This window comes from Caulobacter sp. AVps16 (assembly GCF_058681455.1).
In genome coordinates, this window is the sequence record NZ_CM178739.1 from 232,669 (window position 1) to 251,085 (window position 18,417).

Annotated in this window: 18 protein-coding genes; 17 read left to right on the top strand and 1 reads right to left on the bottom strand. The window is 68.6% G+C overall.

All coding sequences use genetic code 11. The annotated features are described in order from the left end of the window. The first annotated feature begins 119 nt into the window (after nt 1–119). Nucleotides 120–1,049, top strand: coding sequence for a nucleoside hydrolase (locus tag ACW17U_RS01185; protein WP_492054517.1), 930 nt, complete (start codon nt 120–122; stop codon nt 1,047–1,049). Nucleotides 1,050–1,195: 146 nt separating this feature from the next. Here ACW17U_RS01185 and ACW17U_RS01190 read toward each other — a convergent pair whose 3' ends face one another. Beyond that, on the bottom strand, nt 1,196–2,632 hold the full coding sequence (locus ACW17U_RS01190) for a M20/M25/M40 family metallo-hydrolase (RefSeq protein WP_492054518.1): 1,437 nt from the start codon (nt 2,630–2,632) through the stop codon (nt 1,196–1,198). Nucleotides 2,633–2,752: 120 nt separating this feature from the next. Between ACW17U_RS01190 and ruvC the strand changes: the two genes are divergently transcribed. The 16 genes from ruvC (at nt 2,753) to ACW17U_RS01270 (ending at nt 18,221) form a co-directional block, all read left to right on the top strand. Next, nucleotides 2,753–3,274, top strand: coding sequence for a crossover junction endodeoxyribonuclease RuvC (ruvC, locus tag ACW17U_RS01195; protein WP_492055771.1), 522 nt, complete (start codon nt 2,753–2,755; stop codon nt 3,272–3,274). A 13-nt stretch (nt 3,275–3,287) separates the two neighbouring features. Continuing rightward, a complete protein-coding gene (gene ruvA / locus ACW17U_RS01200) occupies nt 3,288–3,905 on the top strand; it encodes a Holliday junction branch migration protein RuvA (RefSeq protein WP_492054519.1) in 618 nt (205 codons plus the stop codon). A gap of 28 nt (nt 3,906–3,933) precedes the next feature. Further along, nucleotides 3,934–4,974 (top strand): Holliday junction branch migration DNA helicase RuvB, encoded by a 1,041-nt coding sequence (gene ruvB, locus ACW17U_RS01205; protein WP_062149412.1) that lies wholly within the window; start codon nt 3,934–3,936, stop codon nt 4,972–4,974. 3 nt (nt 4,975–4,977) lie between these two features. After that, nucleotides 4,978–5,829: an FtsW/RodA/SpoVE family cell cycle protein gene (locus ACW17U_RS01210; protein ID WP_492054520.1), complete on the top strand. Its 852-nt coding sequence runs from the start codon at nt 4,978–4,980 to the stop codon at nt 5,827–5,829. Beyond that, nucleotides 5,826–6,278 (top strand): YbgC/FadM family acyl-CoA thioesterase, encoded by a 453-nt coding sequence (locus ACW17U_RS01215; RefSeq protein WP_492054521.1) that lies wholly within the window; start codon nt 5,826–5,828, stop codon nt 6,276–6,278. Before ACW17U_RS01210 ends, ACW17U_RS01215 begins: the two co-directional genes overlap by 4 nt. Before the next feature lie 115 nt (nt 6,279–6,393). Continuing rightward, entirely contained in the window at nt 6,394–7,095 is a 702-nt protein-coding gene (gene tolQ, locus ACW17U_RS01220; protein ID WP_062149403.1) for a protein TolQ, read from the top strand. Nucleotides 7,096–7,099: 4 nt separating this feature from the next. Next, a complete protein-coding gene (locus ACW17U_RS01225) occupies nt 7,100–7,648 on the top strand; it encodes an ExbD/TolR family protein (protein ID WP_492054522.1) in 549 nt (182 codons plus the stop codon). 7 nt (nt 7,649–7,655) lie between these two features. Continuing rightward, a complete protein-coding gene (gene tolA, locus ACW17U_RS01230; protein ID WP_062151739.1) occupies nt 7,656–8,426 on the top strand; it encodes a cell envelope integrity protein TolA in 771 nt (256 codons plus the stop codon). 20 nt (nt 8,427–8,446) lie between these two features. Then, on the top strand, nt 8,447–9,742 hold the full coding sequence (gene tolB / locus ACW17U_RS01235) for a Tol-Pal system beta propeller repeat protein TolB (RefSeq protein WP_062149398.1): 1,296 nt from the start codon (nt 8,447–8,449) through the stop codon (nt 9,740–9,742). Nucleotides 9,743–9,912: 170 nt separating this feature from the next. Beyond that, nucleotides 9,913–10,476 (top strand): peptidoglycan-associated lipoprotein Pal, encoded by a 564-nt coding sequence (gene pal, locus ACW17U_RS01240; protein ID WP_062149395.1) that lies wholly within the window; start codon nt 9,913–9,915, stop codon nt 10,474–10,476. 152 nt (nt 10,477–10,628) lie between these two features. After that, a complete protein-coding gene (gene ybgF / locus ACW17U_RS01245; protein WP_492054524.1) occupies nt 10,629–11,480 on the top strand; it encodes a tol-pal system protein YbgF in 852 nt (283 codons plus the stop codon). Next, nucleotides 11,471–12,700, top strand: a complete 1,230-nt coding sequence (gene tilS, locus ACW17U_RS01250; RefSeq protein WP_492054525.1) for a tRNA lysidine(34) synthetase TilS — start codon at nt 11,471–11,473, stop codon at nt 12,698–12,700. Before ybgF ends, tilS begins: the two co-directional genes overlap by 10 nt. A gap of 76 nt (nt 12,701–12,776) precedes the next feature. Next, the gene (gene ftsH, locus ACW17U_RS01255; RefSeq protein ID WP_492054526.1) at nt 12,777–14,648 is read left to right on the top strand and encodes an ATP-dependent zinc metalloprotease FtsH; all 1,872 of its coding nucleotides are present in this window, start codon (nt 12,777–12,779) and stop codon (nt 14,646–14,648) included. 85 nt (nt 14,649–14,733) lie between these two features. Then, complete coding sequence (folP, locus tag ACW17U_RS01260) at nt 14,734–15,555, top strand: dihydropteroate synthase (RefSeq protein WP_492054527.1); 822 nt, start codon at nt 14,734–14,736, stop codon at nt 15,553–15,555. A gap of 1,269 nt (nt 15,556–16,824) precedes the next feature. Further along, the gene (gene thiD, locus ACW17U_RS01265; RefSeq protein WP_492054528.1) at nt 16,825–17,643 is read left to right on the top strand and encodes a bifunctional hydroxymethylpyrimidine kinase/phosphomethylpyrimidine kinase; all 819 of its coding nucleotides are present in this window, start codon (nt 16,825–16,827) and stop codon (nt 17,641–17,643) included. Continuing rightward, nucleotides 17,640–18,221 carry a nucleotidyltransferase family protein gene (locus ACW17U_RS01270; RefSeq protein ID WP_492054529.1) on the top strand — a complete coding sequence of 194 codons (582 nt, stop codon included), beginning with the start codon at nt 17,640–17,642 and terminating at the stop codon, nt 18,219–18,221. Before thiD ends, ACW17U_RS01270 begins: the two co-directional genes overlap by 4 nt. The last annotated feature ends 196 nt before the right edge of the window (nt 18,222–18,417 follow it).

Here is an 18,417-nt window from a genome sequence, read left to right on the forward strand (position 1 = left end):
GGCTCGACGGGGTCCATTGAGAGCGCGTCAGGTGAATTTGAAAGCCTGACGCGCACTCGGTGTGACGTCGTGTCCAAGGCGTCTTCTCCCTGTCGCATCCGCTCGGCTACAGTGGGCGCATGACCCTGCGCGTTCATATCGACACTGACTGCGGCGTGGACGATGCCCTGGCCCTGGCCATGCTGGCGCGGGCCCGCGACGCGATCGAGGTGGGCTCGGTCTCGGCGGTGTTCGGCAATACCTATGTCGACCAGGCGGCCGCCAATGCCCGGGGCGTGCTGCGCCTCGCCGGTTGCGGAGCCGAGGTCTATATCGGGGCCGGGTCGGGCCTGGCCAAGCGCCGCGTCGAGCGCATGCGGCCGGCGCATGGGGCCGACGGCCTGAACGGGGCCGGGTTCTCGCAGCGCTGGAAACTGCCGGAACTCGATCGCGGCCATGGGGTCAGCCTGCTGGCCTTCGTGGCCCGCCGCCGGATCACCGGCCTGTTCTTGGGGCCCCTGACCAATCTGGCCCAGGGCCTGCTGGACGATCCCATCGCCTTTCGCGACTGGCGACCCACGGTCATGGCCGGGGCCTTTGCCGTCGAGGGCAAGGCCGCCGGTGGGGCTGATTTCAACAGCTGGAGCGATCCCGAGGCCCTGCAGCGTGTGCTGGAGGCCGGGGTCCGCCCGCGGCTGATGCCGATGGATGTTTCAAGTCGGATCACCCTGACCCGGGCGGCGCTGGAGGCGGGCTCCGCCGCCTGCGGATCGCCGCTGTCGGCGCGTCTGCTGCGGGCGGCCGGGGCCTATCTCGACTTCCACGCCCAGGCCTGGGGGACGGAAGGGGCCTGCCATCCGCATGATGCCGTGGCCGCCGCCAGCCTGGTTGCGCCCGAGGCCTTCACCTTCGAGCCGGCCCGACTGCGGGTTTCGGTCGACGGCATGCGTCAGGGCCGGATCGACCGCATCGATGGCGAACCCAATGCCGAGATCTGCGTGGCTGTCGATGCCGAGGCGGTCGAGGCGCTGATTGTGGCGACGCTGTTCGGGGCGAAGGCGGCGGTCTGATCCTTCTCCCCTGGCGGGTGAAGGTGGCGCGAAGCGCCGGATGAGGGGTTGAAAGACCCGGCCGAACGGGCGGTGCGACCCCTCACCCGACCCGCTGCCGCGGGCCAGCCTCTCCCGCAAGGGGAGAGGGCTTTGTTCCGGAGCGGCTACTTCCCGCCCGCATAGTCCTTGATCAGGCCGAACAGGAAGTCGCGGCCGTCATATAGCGACTTGACCCGCATCCGCTCATTTAGGCCGTGAATGCCGTCGCCGTCCGAGCCGCCGAACAGGCCGGTAACGCCATAGGTCGGAATGCCGGCGGCATTGGTGTGCACCCCGTCGGTGGCCCCGGTCAGCAGGATCGGCACGATCGGCACGCCGGGCCACTGTTTGGCGGCCTGTTTGGTGATCGGACCCATGATGGCCGGGGTCAGGGCCGGCGGCGGTGAGGCGGCCTTGGACGGGTGGGCCAGGGTGACTGCGACGGCCGGATCAGCTGACAGTTCCGCCAGCTTGGCCTTGACCTCCTCGACCGGCGTGCCGGGCAGGATGCGGCAATTGACGTTGGCGGTGGCGCGCTGCGGCAGGGCATTGGGCGCATGGCCGGCGCTGACCAGGGTCGCCACGCAGGTCGTGCGCAGCATCGAGTTCCACATCGGATCGGCGGTGATGACCTTCAGGGCGGCCGGATCCTCGACATTGGCCACCAGGGCCTTCATGGCCGCCGCCTGATCGGCGGGAACCCGCGGCTGCATCTGGGTGAAATAGCCCCGGGTCGCATCGATGAAGCGGGGCGGGAACTGATAGGCACCGATCCGGTCCAGGGCCGCCGACAGCTGATAGATGGCATTGGCGCCATGGGGCCGGCTGGAATGGCCGCCCGGATTGGTCACGGTCAGGGTGAAGTCCTGGTAGACCTTTTCGCCGGCCTGGACCTCGAGCACCACTTCCCGGCCCTGCTCGTCCAGCAGGCCGTCGGCGCCTTCGTTGAGGGCGAACTCGGCGTCGACCAGCGGGCGGTGGGTCTTCAGCAGGTCCTCGATGCCGTTATAGCCCTCGCTCTCCTCGCCGCAGGTCAGGGCCATCTTGATGTCGCGCTTGGGCTTGAAGCCCGACTGCTTGAGGCGAACCAGGCTGTCGGCCCAGATGGCGGCCTGGGCCTTGTCGTCGGAGGTGCCGCGCCCGTAGAAATAGCCGTTCTCCTCGACCAGCACGAACGGGTCGCGGGTCCAGTCGGCGCGATTGGCCTCGACCACGTCGATATGGGCCAGCAGCAGGATGGCCTTGGCCTTGGGATCGGACCCCTTCAGCACTGCGACCAGCGATCCCTCGCGAGGATATTTCGGATGGACCACCACCTGGACGTCGCTGTCGGGATAGCCGGCGGCCTTCAGGCGCGTGCCCATGGCTTCGGCGGCGGCGGTGCAACTGCCGACCGACAGGGTGGTATTGATCTCGACCAGTTCCTTGTAGAGCGCCCGGAAGGCCAGCTGGTCGGGGCGGGGTGTCGCCGGAGCAGGGGGCGTTTGCGCGCTCGCCACGGCCGGCCCCATTACCGGCAAGACCAGCATGGCCGCCGTCGTCATCCATCCCGCCAAACGCATCAACTTATCTCCCTAGGCGCTTTTGCCAAACAGAGCCCGTGCCGGGCCTGGGCGCAAGGGCCGCCGTTAAGGGCGCGTTAGCAATAGAGGGGCTTTTCCTCGGAGGCGGAACAGGCGATGTTGCGAGAACACATGATGAACATGAATCGCATCCCGATCCGGATCCTGGGGCTCGACCCCGGCCTGCGCCGCACCGGCTGGGGCGTGGTCACCGTCGAGGGCTCGCGCATGAGCCATGTCGCCCACGGGGTGATCGTGCCCGACGAGAAGGCCGACTTCGCCCAGCGTCTGTTGCATCTGTTCGAGGGCATCAGCGCGGTGATCGAGGCCCATCGCCCCGACGAGGCGGCGGTTGAGGAGGTGTTTCTCAACACCAATGCCCAGTCGACGCTGAAACTGGGCCATGCCCGCGCCGCGGCTCTGATCGCCCCGGCCCGGGCCGGCCTGCCGGTCGCTGAATACTCCACCCGCCTGGTCAAGAAGGCGGTGGTCGGCACCGGGGCGGCCGACAAGCCCCAGATCGGCTTCATGATCGCCCGCCTGCTGCCGACGGCCGGCAAGACCACGGCCGACTGCGCCGACGCCCTGGCCGTCGCCATCACCCACGCCAATCTGCGCGTCGCCAACCGGAGGGTCGCATGATCGCCAAAAAGCTATGATTGGAAGACTGCGCGGGGCTGTCGCCGAGGTCGGCGAGGAAGAGGCCCTGATCGACGTCATGGGCGTCGGCTATGTCGTCCGCTGCGGCTCGCGCACCCTGTCGCGCCTGCCGGCCCTTGGCGAGGAGACCCTGCTGCATATCGAGAGCCAGTGGAGCGAGAGCGCCGGCCTGCGGCTCTATGGCTTCGGCACCCGCGAGGATCGCCGGGCCTTTGTGCTGCTGCAGGCCATCCAGGGCGTCGGACCCAAGGCCGCCATGGCGGTGCTCGACGTCCTGTCGCCGGCCGAACTGGCCAGCGCCGTGGCGCGCGACGACAAGGCCGCTGTCGGTCGCGCCTCGGGCGTCGGCCCCAAGCTGGCCCTGCGGATCGTCACCGAGCTGAAGGACAAGCCGATTACCGACGGTCCGGTCCTGATGACCGCGCCGGCCTCAACCTCCGCGCCCGTCAAGGCCAAACCCGCCCCCACCGGCGACGCGGTCGCGGCCCTTATGGGTCTGGGCGTGGCCGAGGTGAATGCCCGCCGCGTGGTCGAGGCCGCAGCGGCCAGGCTGGGCGAAGAGGCCACGGTGCAGCAGCTGATCAAGGCCGGGCTGCAGGAGCTGGGCCGATGAACGCGAAGCGCGAAGGTGGGGTGAAGGCGTGACCCGCATCATCTCCGGCGAAGCCGAGCCGCACGAAGCGACGCCGTTTGCGGCCGACAAGGCGCTGCGGCCCCAGACCCTGGCCGAGTTCGTCGGTCAGGAGCAGGCCAAGGGCAATCTGCGGATCTTCATCGAGGCCGCCAAGGGCCGGGGCGAGGCCCTGGACCATGTGCTGCTGTTCGGCCCGCCGGGCCTGGGCAAGACCACCCTGGCCCAGATCGTCGCCCGCGAACTGGGCGTCAATTTTCGCGCCACATCGGGCCCGGTCCTCAACAAGCCCGGCGACCTGGCGGCGATCCTGACCAATCTGGAAGCCAACGACGTCCTGTTCATCGACGAGATCCACCGCCTGTCGTCGAACGTCGAGGAGATCCTCTATCCGGCCATGGAGGACCATGTGCTGGACCTGGTGATCGGGGAAGGACCTTCAGCCCGGTCGATCCGCATCGACCTGGCGCCCTTCACCCTGGTGGCGGCCACGACCCGGGCGGGCATGCTGGCGACGCCGCTTCGCGACCGTTTCGGCATCCCGATCCGGCTGGAATTCTATACCCACGCCGAGCTGAAACACGTTCTGCTGGGCGCGGCCCGCAAGATGGGCGCGCCGCTGTCGGAAGACGGTGCCGCCGAGATTGCCGCCCGGGCCCGCGGCACGCCGCGGGTGGCCGGCCGCCTGCTGCGCCGGGTCCGTGACTTTGCCGAGGCCGACGGCGCGACCGTCATCGACCGCAAGGCGGCGGGCATGGCCCTGGCGCGGCTGGAGGTCGACGAGGTCGGCCTCGACAGTCTCGACCGCCGCTATCTGCGCGCCCTGATCGAGCACTATGGCGGTGGCCCGGCCGGGGTCGAGACCATCGCCTATGCCATTGCCGAAGCCCGTGACGCGGTGGAAGACGTCATCGAGCCCTATCTGATGCAGCAGGGCTTCATCCAGCGCACCCCGCGCGGCCGGGTGGCCTGCGGCAAGGCCTATCTCCATCTGGGGCTGAAGGCTCCCCCGCCGGCTCCGGGCCAGGCGGGGCTGTTTGGCGAGGAGTAGGGCGTGAAGGCCATACGGTTTCTGGCGGCGATCCAGGCGGCAGCCTGTCTTGGCGTATCCCTGATGGCGATCGCGGCGGCAGGTGCCGGCCGCAATGCGCTGCTCCTGCAGACCCTGGCCGCTGTCGTCGCCATGGGACTGGCCGTGGTCGTCACACGCTTCTGGCGCAAGGCGGGCTGGCGCTACTGGCTTCTGGTGGCAGCCTGTGCCCTGGCCCTGGTCTGGACCCTGATGTCCGGCGTCACCCTGGAGGGCGCGCGGCGCTGGCTGGCCCTGGGGCCGGTGCAGCTGCACACCGCCTCCCTGGCCCTGCCGGTCGCCGCGTGGGCCTTCGCGCGCGGTTTTGAGGACCGCCGTGTTGCGCCCCTGGCCGCCGCCCTGAGCTTTGCGCTGCTCTACCAGCACGACGCGGCCTCGTCCCTGGCCTGGGCCCTGGCCCTCGGCGCGGCGACCCTGGTCCGGCGTCCGCGCCAGATGGTCCCCTGGGCCGTGGTCGTGGTCGCCGCCGTGTTCGCCTATGCCGCCTGGACCGAGCCAGACACCCTGCCGGCCGTGCCCTATGTCGAGGGCCTGATCCGCGCCGGCTTCGAGGCCAGTCCGGTGACCGGTGCCCTGGCCGCCATCCTGATGTTCAGCCTGCCCGCGCCGTTCCTGCTGGTCGCCTTCAGCCGATCCGAACGCCGCGCCGAAGCCCTGGCCCTGGCGGCCCTCTGGACGGGCTGGATCGCCGGCAATCTGTTTGGCAACTATCCTGCGCCTGTGCTGGGCTATGGGGCCGGGCCGGTTCTGGCCTGGGGTCTGTCCCTGGGTCTGGTGCTGGCCGAACCCGCCAAAGAGGATGAGCCTGCCCGATGATCGACCCTACCGCCGGCGTCTTCGAAGGCCGCGAGCATCAGCTGCCCGTGCGGATCTATTACGAGGACACCGACTTTTCCGGCATCGTCTATCACGCCAACTATCTGCGCTATTTCGAGCGCGGGCGGAGCGACTTCTTCCGGCTGATCGGGATCTCGCATACCGAACTGGCTGAGGCCGATACGGCGTTTGCGATCATCCGCATGGAGCTGGACTTCAAGCGTTCGGCCCGGATCGATGATGCCCTGCTGGTCCGCACCACCTTTGACAGCGTCAAGGGCCCGCGCCTGTTCGTGAGCCAGAAGGTCACACGCGGCGACGAACTGATCTGCCAGTCAGCAGGGGTGGCGGTCTGCATCTCGCTGGATGGCCGTCCCCGCAAGCCGACGCCCCAGATGCTGGCCCAGATGGCCCCTTGGCTCGCGCCCGGAGCCAGGAGCCCGGACTGAGGCGTCTGATCTTTCAGGCTCTCGCGGTGATTGTCATAGTTTCACCAAAGCGCCGCTTCATGTCAGTAAGACGCTAGTTTCCCGCCAGACGCCCGACCGGATCAGGATTTCCCGCATGGACGCCGCAGCCGCCGCCCCCGCCAATTTCTCGTTTGTCGCCCTGTTCCTGCAGGCCGACTGGGTCGTGAAGGGGGTGATGATCGGTCTGATCCTGGCCTCGCTGGGGTCCTGGGCGGTGATTCTGGACAAGCTGTTCCGCTTTGCGGCGCTCAACAGGGCTGCCGACCGCTTCGAAAGCCAGGTCGGTGCGGGACGTTCCCTGGAAGACGTGGCCGGTGAGGCCGGGGCCAATCCGCGCCACGCCCTGCCGCGCATGCTGCAGGCAGCGCTCAAGGAATGGCGTGACGCCAAGGCGCGCGGCGCGATCAGCGAGAGCCAGAGTGCCTTTCTGATCCAGCGCATCGACCGGATCATGGACACCATGATCGCCCGCGAGAGCGCCAAGGTCGAAGAGGGCCTGGGCAGCCTGGCCATCGTCGCCACCGCCAGCCCCTTCATCGGCCTGTTCGGCACGGTCTGGGGCATCATGCACGCCTTCCAGAGCATCGCCCTGTCGAAGAACACGTCCCTGGCCGTTGTGGCCCCCTCGATCGCCGAGGCCCTGTTCGCCACCGCCATTGGCCTGGTGGCCGCCATCCCGGCCTATATCGCCTACAACAAGTTCTCGACCGACGCGGGCAAGTATTCCGGCCGCCTGGAAGGCTTCGCCGACGACCTGTCCACCGCGATCCAGCGCCGCCTGGCCGAGCGGGTCTAGCCCCATGTCGATGTCCGCCAATGACGCTTTCGCCACCGGCGGTCGCCGCGGTCGCCGACGCGGCCGCCGCTCGCGCGGGGCCCTGTCCGAGATCAATGTCACCCCGCTGGTCGACGTGATGCTGGTCCTGCTGATCATCTTCATGATCAGCGCCCCGCTGCTGACGGCCGGCGTGCCGCTGGAACTGCCCAAGACCGAAGCCGCCGCCCTGCAGAACCAGCAGGAGCCGATCACGGTCTCGATCCGCGCCGATGGGGCGATCTTTGTCGGTGAGACCGAAATTGCCTTCGAGAACCTCGCCCCCCGCATTACCGCCATCGCCGGCCACGGCTATGACAAGCCGCTGTTTGTGCGGGCCGACGGCAAGGCGACCTATGCCGTGGTCGCCCAGACCATGGCGGCCCTGTCCAATGCCGGCTTCGCCAAGATCAACCTGATCACCGAGACCGGCGGGCCCTCGTCGGGCAGTGCAAGCTCCGGCGATGTGACGCCGAGCGCCGTTCCGCGCGACGCCCTGCCCGAAGGGTCGGGCGACCTGCGGCCGGCCCAATAGGTTGCTGATGGCCCGGCGCGCGGAAACCGGATTTTCCCCGGCCCTGATCGGGTCGGTGGCCCTGCACGGCCTGGTCGCGGCGGCCATTCTGATCGGCCTGCCGTGGAAGAAGCCCGTGCCGATCACCCTGGGCGAAAGCGTGCCGGTCACGATCGTCACCACCGGTCCGACCAATGTCCGGCCGGCCGAGGAGGCCCTCGAAGACCAGACGGCCCTGACCGAAACCCCGGCCCCCGAGGCGACCCCGGAACCTCCGGCCCCGGCCCCCGCGCCGACGCCTGCGCCCAAGCCAAGCCCGACAGCCAGCAAGACCCCGAAACCGGCCAAGCCCAAGGACGACTTCTTCGCCTCTATGGAGGCCTCGCTGTCCAAGACCAAGGCCTCGACCGCCAAGTCCGCCGCGCCGGCACCCAAGGGTCCCAGCCGCGCGGAGACCTCGGTGTCGGCCCGCCCCGCGCTCGGTGCCGCCACCGGCCTGTCCGCCGCGGCCCTGGGCCGACTGCAGGGCGAGGTGCAGGATCGCTGGAATCCCAACTGCGAGGTCGAAGGCGGAGCCAATGTCAGCGTGCGGGTGGTCTTTGTGATCGGCCCCGGCGGCCGGGTCGTGGGTCAGCCGGAAACGCCGGGCACCAGCTCGTCCGATCCGGTGGTCAAGGCCGCTTCAGACCGCGCGGTGCGGGCCCTGCTGCAGGCTTCGCCGTTCGCCTATCTGCCGTCTGATCTCTACGGTCAGAAAATCGCCCTGAACTTCAACGCAAAACAGGCTTGCTCGCGATGATGACGCCCAGAGGGAATGTGATGCGCCTGAAAGCCCTGATTCTGATGGTCGCCGCCCTGGTCGGGGGCGGCATGGCCCTGCCGGCCGCCGCCCAGATCGAGGTCGACATCAATGCCGGGGCGGTCAAGCCCCTGCCGATCGCGGTGCCGGCCTTTTCCGGAACCCCGCGCGGGGCCGAGATCGCCCAGGTCATCACCGGCAACCTTGAGCGGTCCGGCCTGTTCCAGCCGCTGAACGTCACGGCGGTGCCGGACAAGCTGGCCGATGTGAATGTCCAGCCGCGCTTTCCGGACTGGCAGGCGACCGGGGCCCAGGCCCTGATCAACGGCCAGGTGACGGTCGGGGCCGACGGCGGCCTGCGGGTCGATTTCCGCCTGTGGGACGTGTTCAGCCAGCAGCAGCTCCTGGGCCTGCAGTTCTCCTCGACGCCCGACAACTGGCGCCGCGTGGCCCACAAGATCAGCGACGCCGTCTATGAGCGCCTGACGGGCGAGAAGGGCTATTTCGACACCCGCGTCGCCTTCGTGGCCGAGAGCGGTCCGAAGATGGCCCGGGTCAAGCGCCTGGCCATCATGGACCAGGACGGCGCCAATCCGCAGTTCCTGACCGACGGCTCCTATATTGTCATGACCCCGCGCTTCTCGGCCACCAGCCAGGAGCTGACCTATATGGCCCTGCGGCCGACGGGCTCGTCGATCTATCTGCTCAATCTCGAGACCAGCCGCCAGGAAACGGTCGGCAAGTTCCCGGGCATGGTGTTTGCGCCGCGCTTCTCACCGGACGGCACAAAGGTGGCCTTCTCGGTCGAAAAGGCCGGCAACAGCGATGTCTATGTGCTGGACCTGCGCAGCCGCCAGTCGACGCGCATCACTACCGATCCGTCCATCGACACCTCGCCGTCGTTCTCGCCCGACGGGAGCAAGATCGTGTTCAACTCCGACCGCGGCGGCCAGGCCCAGCTCTATGTGATGAACGCCGACGGCTCCGGCGTGCGCCGCATCTCCTATGGCGGCGGCCGCTACACCACCCCGGTCTGGAGCCCGCGCGGCGATTTCATCGCCTTCACCAAGCAGACCGGCGGACAGTTCCATATCGGCGTGATGCGCACGGACGGCAGCGACGAGCGCCTGCTGACCACAAGCTATCTGGACGAGGGCCCGACCTGGGCTCCGAACGGCCGGGTGCTGATGTATTTCCGCGAGAGCCAGAACGGCACGCCGCGCCTGTGGACCGTCGACATCACCGGCCGCATCCTGCGACCGGCCGCCTATCAGGGCCAGGCCTCCGATCCGGCCTGGTCGCCCTTGCTGGACTAAGCCGGCCCGGGGGAAACCCCGGCCGTTTGGCGGCGTTGTTGTGATGGTTCGCCTTGCAAGTGAATCCAGGTCGCGACAGGGTCATCTGACGTCATTGTGAGGCTTGGTCAGGCGTTTTCATGATCCCGCCGAGGTGCTTGGCGGGTATTCAACGGGTCCAAACCGAGGTTTTGAGGAGAAACAGGATGAACTTCGACACCAAGCGCGCCGCTAGACTGGCGCTGATCGGTTTGGCGGCCGCATCTCTCGCCGCCTGCGCCTCGCGCCCGACGCCCGTGGGCCCGGCCCCGGTCGCGCCGACCGAGCCTGCCGCCCCCACCAAGCCCTACACCCCGCCGACCTCGCCGGTGCCCCAGGGCCCGCTGCCGGGCTCGGTGCAGGACTTCGTGATCAATATCGGTGAGCGCATCTATTTCGACACCGACGAATATGTCGTCCGCAGCGACGCCCAGCCGGTCCTGGCCGCCCAGGCCCAGTGGCTGAACCGCTATCCCGCTGTTCGTATCCGCATCGAGGGCAATGCCGACGAGCGCGGCACCCGCGAGTACAACCTGGCCCTCGGCGCCCGCCGCGCCAACGCCGTCCGTGACTTCCTGGTCAACCAGGGCGTGGCCGGCGCGCGTATCGAAACCCTGTCCTACGGCAAGGAGCGCCCGATCGACGCAGGCACCTCCGAAGAGGCCTGGGCCAAGAACCGTAACGCCCGCACCGCCATCACCGACGGCGCGCGCTAAGCCCATCAGGCCGTCATCGCCCGGCTTGTCCGGGCGACCCAAGCCGCAAGGGCCGCCTAGCCCGCTTGGGTCCCCCGGATCGCATCGCGACCGGGGGATGACTGTTTGAAGGCCGCCCCACTTTTGTCCGTAATCAGGGCATAATCGCCGACATGAAGCTGAAATCCGTTCTGCTGGCCGCCCTGCTGGCCACGACAGCCGTCCCGGCCCTGGCCCAGACCCCGCTGCCCGACGATCCGCTGGACGACCGCTCGGTCAAGCGTGTCGAGCGGATGGAGAAGGTGGTGCGGGAACTGCGCTCGATCGTCTTCCAGGGCCGCGACACCGGCAAGCCGGTGGTCGTGCAGCCGGCCGAGACCGACGCCCAGATCCTGAGCCTGGGCGAGCGGCTCGGTGACCTCGAACAGACCCTGCAGCGCGCCAACGGCCAGAACGAGGCCCTGACCCACGATCTTGACCAGACCCGCCGGGCCCTGGCCGAGCAGAAGGCCCGCAGTGATGCCTTCGAGGCCCGACTGGCGACGCTGGAAGCCCAGCTGACCGCGATGGAGGCCGCTGCCGCCCAGGCGGCACAGGTGGCCCAGACCGCCGAGGTTCCGCCCCCGCCGGCCCCGCCCGCCGATCCGGCCTTGGCCTTCAAGCAGGCCCGCCAGTTCCTGCTGGATGGCGACTATCCGAGCGCGGAAGCCGCCTTCGCGGCCTTTGTGACCAACTATCCCGACACCCCCCGGACGCCCGAGGCCCGCTACTGGCTGGGCGAGACCCTGTTCGTGCGTGAAGCCTATGGCGACGCCGCCGGATCCTATCTCGGCGCGGTCCGCGGCTGGCCCCAGACCGCCTGGGCCCCCGACGCCACCCTGAAGCTGTCCCGCGCCCTGGTGGCGCTGAAGAAGCCCGCTGACGCCTGCAAGACGCTGGACGAGCTGGCCAAGCGCTATCCCAAGGCCCCGCCGGCGGTCGTCTCGCGGGCGGCCTCGACCCGTGTCGCGGCCAAGTGCGCCTAGCAGAGGTCTCGGCCGCCCTCGACCGGCGGCTGGACCCTGACAGTGCCGCGCCCCTCGCCGTCGGCTTTTCGGGCGGCGGCGATTCCCTGGCACTGCTGATCCTGACCCTCGAGTGGGCGCGCCGGCACGGGCGACCGGTGCTGAGCCTGACCGTCGACCATCAGCTGCAGCCCGACAGCGCCCTCTGGACCCAGGAGGCGGTCCAGAAGGCGGCCGCTCTGGGTGCCCGATCCCTCGCCCTGGCCTGGACAGGCCCCAAGCCGGCGACGGGCCTTTCCGCCGCCGCGCGCCGGGCGCGTCATGCGTTGCTGGCTGAGGCGGCGCGGGCGGCCGGGGCGCGGGTGCTGCTGCTGGGCCACACCGCCGATGACCGGCTGGAAGCCGCCGCCATGCGGGCCGAGGGCTCCACCGTTAGCGATCCCCGGATCTGGGCCCCATCACCGGTCTGGCCACAGGGCCGGGACGTCTTTCTGCTGCGGCCCCTGCTGGGCCAGAGGCGGGCCGGGCTTCGCGCCTGGCTGACGGAGCGGGGGCAGACCTGGCTGGACGATCCCGCCAATGAGGATCCGGGCTCGACCCGGGCGCGGGCCCGGCGCGCCTTGGCCCCTACGGCCACACCTGCCACCGCACCGCCCGAACCCGCGAAGCCACACTTCGAGGGAGACCCCCTTGGCGGCCTTACCTTGCCCCGGGCCGCCGCGGCCGCCCATGTCGCCGCCGCCTGCCTGTGCGCCGCCGGAACCGAGCGTCCGCCGCGCGGCGAGCGCTTGCAGCGCCTGGTCACGCGGCTGCGGTCCCGCGAGGCCTTCACCGCCACCCTGGCTGGGGCCAGGATCGAGGCCGAGGCGGACTCGGTGCGGTTTTTACGCGACGCGGGCGAATCAAAACGGGGTGGTCTGGGCGATCTCGCCCTGGCGGCGGGCCAGACCGGTGTCTGGGACGGACGCTTTGAAATTGTCGCCGGCACGAGCCCCGTGACGGTTCGGGCGCTGAAAGGCCTGGCCGCCGACCTGCCTGAGCCCCAGCGCAAGGCCCTGCGCAGCGTGAGCCCCGCATCCCGCCCGGCCTTGCCGGTACTGGCTTTGCCGTCTGGAGAGGTCACCTGTCCCGTCCTCGGCGGCCCGGCTTTTGCAGGCGATCCCGATGTGCGAATTCGGGCGCTCGTCCTGGATCGATTCAGGGCCGCGACGGGCCTGATCGACCAAGAATGCGTGACCTGACAAAGCGCGCGTGGCGGAAGCGCCTTCGACCCCCTATCTTGGGAGGTCGAAGGCTATCCTTGGGAAGACGACGCGTATGAATTTCAGGAATGCAGCCATCTGGCTGGTGATCGGGGCGGTGCTGGTCGGCATGTTTGTCGTGAACCAGACCTCGCATAGCCAGGCCGGCGGTGAGATCAGCTATTCGCAGCTTCTGCGCAAGGTGGACGCTGGCGAGATCAAGTCGGCCGATATCGCCGGTCAGATCGTCCAGGCCAAGGACAGCTCGGGCAAGGTGCTGACCGTCAATGCGCCGAACAATTCCGACGAGCTGGTCAATCGACTGGTGGCGAGGGGCGCGGACGTCAAGTTCAAGGGCGGCGGCATCAGCCTGTTCGCCATCCTGGTGAACCTGCTGCCGATCATCCTGATCATCGGCGTCTGGGTGTTTTTCATGCGCCAGATGCAGGGCGGGGCCAAGGGTGCCATGGGCTTCGGCAAGTCCAAGGCCCGCCTGCTGACCGAAAACAAGAACCGCGTTGTGTTTGACGATGTGGCGGGCGTTGACGAGGCCAAGGAAGAGCTGACCGAGATCGTCGACTTCCTGAAGGACCCGGCCAAGTTCCAGCGCCTGGGCGGCAAGATTCCCAAGGGCGCCCTGCTGATCGGCCCTCCGGGCACCGGCAAGACCCTGATCGCCCGTGCCGTCGCCGGTGAGGCGGGCGTGCCGTTCTTCACCATCTCGGGTTCCGACTTCGTGGAAATGTTCGTCGGCGTCGGTGCCAGCCGCGTCCGCGACATGTTCGAACAGGCCAAGAAGAACGCGCCGTGCATCATCTTCATCGATGAAATCGACGCCGTCGGTCGCCATCGCGGTGCCGGCCTTGGCGGTGGCAATGACGAGCGCGAACAGACCCTCAACCAGCTGCTGGTCGAGATGGACGGTTTCGAGGCCAATGAAGGCATCATCCTGATCGCGGCGACCAACCGTCCTGACGTCTTGGATCCGGCCCTGCTGCGTCCAGGCCGTTTCGACCGTCAGGTCGTGGTGCCCAACCCCGATGTGGCCGGTCGCGAGAAGATCATCCGCGTCCACATGAAGAACATCCCCCTGGCTGCCGATGTCGATGTCCGCACCCTGGCGCGCGGCACCCCCGGCTTCTCGGGCGCGGATCTGGCCAATCTGGTCAATGAGGCGGCCCTGACGGCGGCGCGCAAGAACCGTCGCATGGTCACCATGCACGACTTCGAATACGCCAAGGACAAGGTCATGATGGGCGCCGAGCGCCGCTCGATGGCCATGAGCGAGGACGAAAAGAAGCTGACGGCCTATCACGAGGGCGGCCACGCCCTGGTGGCCCTGCGCGTTCCCGTCGCCGATCCGGTCCACAAGGCCACCATCGTGCCGCGCGGCCGGGCCCTGGGCATGGTCATGCAGCTCCCCGAGGGCGACCGCTATTCGATGAGCTTCGACATGATGACCTCGCGTCTGGCCATCATGATGGCCGGCCGGGTCGCCGAGGAGCTGATCTTCGGCAAGGAGAAGATCACCTCGGGTGCCTCCAGCGACATCAGCGCCGCCACCGGCCTGGCCCGCAACATGGTCACCCGCTGGGGCTTCTCCGACGAGCTGGGCACCGTGGCCTATGGCGACAACCAGGACGAGGTGTTCCTGGGCCATTCGGTCGCCCGCACCCAGAACGTCTCGCCCGAGACCATGATCAAGATCGACTCCGAGGTCCGTCGCCTGGTCAAGGGCGGCGAGGACGAGGCCCGCCGGATCCTGTCCGAGGAGCTCGACAACCTGCACGCGGTGGCCAAGGCCCTGCTGGAGTTCGAGACCCTCAGTGGCGACGAGATTATCGGCGTGATGAAGGGCGTCCAGCCCACCCGCCAGGACGAAGACGACAAGAAGCCGGCAGCCCCGGTCTCCTCCGTGCCGATCTCGCCGGCCGGCGTCACGGTCTAGGTACTGAAGCCTCTGAACTCGGAAAAGCCGGTCCTTTGCGGGGCCGGCTTTTTCTTTGCCACCTCCAGGGCCTAGAACACCGCTCATGACCTTCAGACCTGCCAGGCCCCGCCTCATGGGCATCGTCAATGTCACGCCCGACAGCTTTTCGGACGGCGGGCGGTTCCTGGATCATACCCAGGCCCTGGCCCATGCCTGCCGGCTGATCGCCGACGGGGCCGACATCCTCGACATCGGCGGCGAGTCGACCCGGCCCGGCGCTGCGCCGGTGTCGGAAGCCGAAGAGCTGGCCCGGGTGATCCCGCTGATCGAGGCGATCCGTGCCGACAGCGATGTGGCGATCTCGATCGACACCATGAAGCCCGCCGTCGCCCGCGCCGCCGTCGCGGCCGGGGCCACGATCTGGAACGATGTCGCCGCCCTGCGCTTCGCCGCCGACGCCCCCGGGGTTGCGGCCGAACTGGGCTGCGAGGTGGTGCTGATGCACATGCTGGGCGAGCCCGGCACCATGCAGGACGCGCCCGCCTATGACGATGTCGTCGGCGAGGTCGAAGCCTTCCTGCTGGCCCGTGCCTCGGCCGCGATGGCGGCGGGCGTGGCGCGCGAGAAGATCTGGCTGGATCCGGGTATCGGCTTCGGCAAGACCCTGGCCCACAACCTGGCCCTGCTGGCCGCCCTGCCGCACTTGGTCGCCCTGGGCTTTCCGGTCCTGCTCGGGGCGAGCCGCAAGCGCTTCATCGCCGCCATCGACCCCCTAGCCGAGGCCGCCGGGGCGCGTCTGGGCGGCTCGCTCGCGGCGCATCTCGCCGGCGCGGCGGCGGGCGTGGCGGCCGTGCGGGCCCACGACGTGCGCGAGACGGCGCAGGCGCTGGCGGTGTGGGAGGCGGTGAGGGCGGCAGCGTCGTGAGGGGCGCTGCGGCTGTTTTGAAGGTCTGTTGAGGGTGGTGAGCGGACCCTTCATGGGTGCAGCGGAGGTAAGGCTCAGCAGCGCCCCCTCCGTCACGTCGCCTATCGGCGCCGCGCCACCTCCCCCGCACGCTTCGCTACGGGGCAGGAGAAGAACAGATTCACGCTCCTGCCCCGTGTCCCGAAGGGTGGCGAAGCCAAACGGGGGAGGTGGCGCGATGCGAATACGCATCGTGACGGAGGGGGCGTCTGGTGTCGGCCGTCTTTCCGGACAAACTGAACGTCTCGTCGTGAGATTTAAGGATGGCTCCCGCGTGGGCGACGCCGAGGCGGAGTTTCCCCGTCAGACGCCGCAGGCCCCCTCCTGACCTGCTTTGCAGGTCGTCCTCCCCCCTGCGGGGGGAAGATGAAGGACGGCGATCCGTAGGGGGCCAGTGCGGGGAGTGCGATCGCGCCATCCCCGGATCGGCACGGGGATTGAACCCAGATCCTCCCCCTGAAGGGGGAGGCGGCCGGAGGCCGGTGGGGGAAGACCGCCTTGATTCAGCAAGACTTCCCCCTCCGTCGGCTTCGCCGACACCTCCCCCTCCAGGGGGAGGATCAATCCGGGCGTTCAGCAAACTTATCCGACGCGCCCAAACCTCCCGTATTCTTGACCCACCTCGTCGCGAGGAAAGGGCGCAGGGCCAGCGACCATGGCGGCGGCGGGGGGTGATCGAGCGGGACTGGGCTTCAGGGGGATACTGAAGCGCGTCCGGGGACCTGGTTGCTGGCCAGACCCGCCCGCCGTCGGCGTGGTTGAAGACAAAAGGGCGTGTCTGGCTGTAAGCCCGTCCTCTTCGATCGCCGGAACGCGCTGGAAACGGCGCGGTCCGGGTCCCGGTAAGGCCTCAACAGGGCCACCTGGCGGGAGGCGGACGGAAAACGGTGACGCGGAGCGGACGGCTTCGTCGAAACGGTATTTTCTATCTCTCATCCGGACGTCGTCCGGACGCTCCGCGACCCTTTCCATCACCCTCGCAGCGAAAGCGCGGGGTAGAGAAGCCGTGTCCGCCAGACTTGCCCCCTATGGGTCGCTTCGCGACCGTCTTCCCCCCCAACCCCCTCAGCCGGCTTCGCCGGCAGCTCCCCCGAAGGGGAGCATGGGGGAAGATGAAACCCGGGAACCCATCTTCCCCCTCCGGGGGAGGACGACCGCGCAGCGGTCACGAGGGGGCCAGTGCCGCACGCCCTCTTCGCACTCCGCCGATTCCCCCCTAGGACTGCCGTCATGACCCACGCTCATCAAGGCCGCGTCCTCGTCATCGCCGGATCGGATTCCGGCGGCGGCGCGGGCATTCAGGCCGACATCAAGACCATCTCCGCCCTCGGCGGCTATGCGGCCACCGCCATTACCGCCGTGACGGTCCAGAACACCCTGGGCGTGACCGGCGTGCATCCGATCCCGCTGGAGATCATCGCCGCCCAGGCCCGGGCCGTGCTCGACGACATCGGGGCCGACGTCATCAAGACCGGCATGCTGGGCGATGTGGGCGTGGTCGAAACGGTGGCCGTCATTCTGGAATACGCCCAATCTCAAGAGGGGGGGAATGTCCCGGTGGTCATCGACCCGGTCATGGTCGCCAAGGGCGGGGCCAGCCTGCTGGCCGACGCCGCGATCGGGGCGGTCAAGAGCCTGATGATCCCCCGCGCCGCCCTGCTGACCCCCAACGCGCCCGAGGCCGCGGCCCTGACGGGCCTAAGCGTCGAGACCACCGACGACCTGCGCCGGGCCGGCGAGGCCTTGCTCGCCATGGGCGCTCGGGCCGTGCTTATGAAGGGCGGGCACATTGACGGTGATCGGATGATCGACGTGCTGATGACCCCGGCGGGCGAAACGACCTTCGAGGGCGAACGGATCGACACGCGGCACACCCACGGCACAGGCTGTACCCTGGCCTCGGCCTGCGCCGCCGGCCTGGCCCAGGGCCAGTCTCTGGAACAGGCGGTGGCCCGGGCCTGGACCTATGTGCATCAGGCCATGTTGCACGCCCCCGGCTTCGGCCAGGGCCACGGCCCGCTCGACCATGGATGGATGCTGCGGAAATGACGACATCCCTCGAAACGCGCCTGATCGACATCGTCCACGGCGTGCCGACCACGATGCAGGTGCTGCGCGTGGTCCGCGATCTGGATCTGCCCGACGCGATGATCTTTTCCGGGGCCATCTATCAGCCGGTCTGGAACCACCTGACCGGCCGCGCGCCCGACTATGGCATCAAGGACTATGACGTCGCCTATCACGACGTCTCCGACATCTCCTACGAGGCCGAGGATGTCGTGATCCAGCGGGTGGCGGCCGCCTTCGAACCGCCGCTGCGCGATCTGGTCGAGGTCCGCAACCAAGCGCGGGTGCATGTGTGGTTCGAGAAGAAGTTCGGGGCCGACGAGCCCTATCCGCCACTCGAAAGCAGTGCCGCCGCCTTGAAGCGCTTCGTCGCCACCGCCTTCTGCGTCGGCGTGCGGATGGAGGCCGACGACAGCCTGAGTGTCTTTGCGCCGTTCGGGCTGGACGATCTGTTCGCCCTGCATCTGCGACCCAATCCCCTGCGCCTGAAGGGCGCGGGCGGCTGGGAACGGACGACGGGCTCGGCCCAGGCGCGCTGGCCGGAGATCACGGTGGAATAGGATGTCATCCCGGACAAGCGCGTCGCGCGCAGATCCGGGACCGACGCCTGAGCGCCGCGCTTCCGGCGGTCCCGGATCTTCACCCGGCCTTCGCCGGGCTCGTCCGGGATGACAGATCCTAGATTGTCACCATGACAATGTTATCTTTGATCTGTGGATCAATCCGAATTAGCCCTGTCGGCGCCTTCCTCTGAAA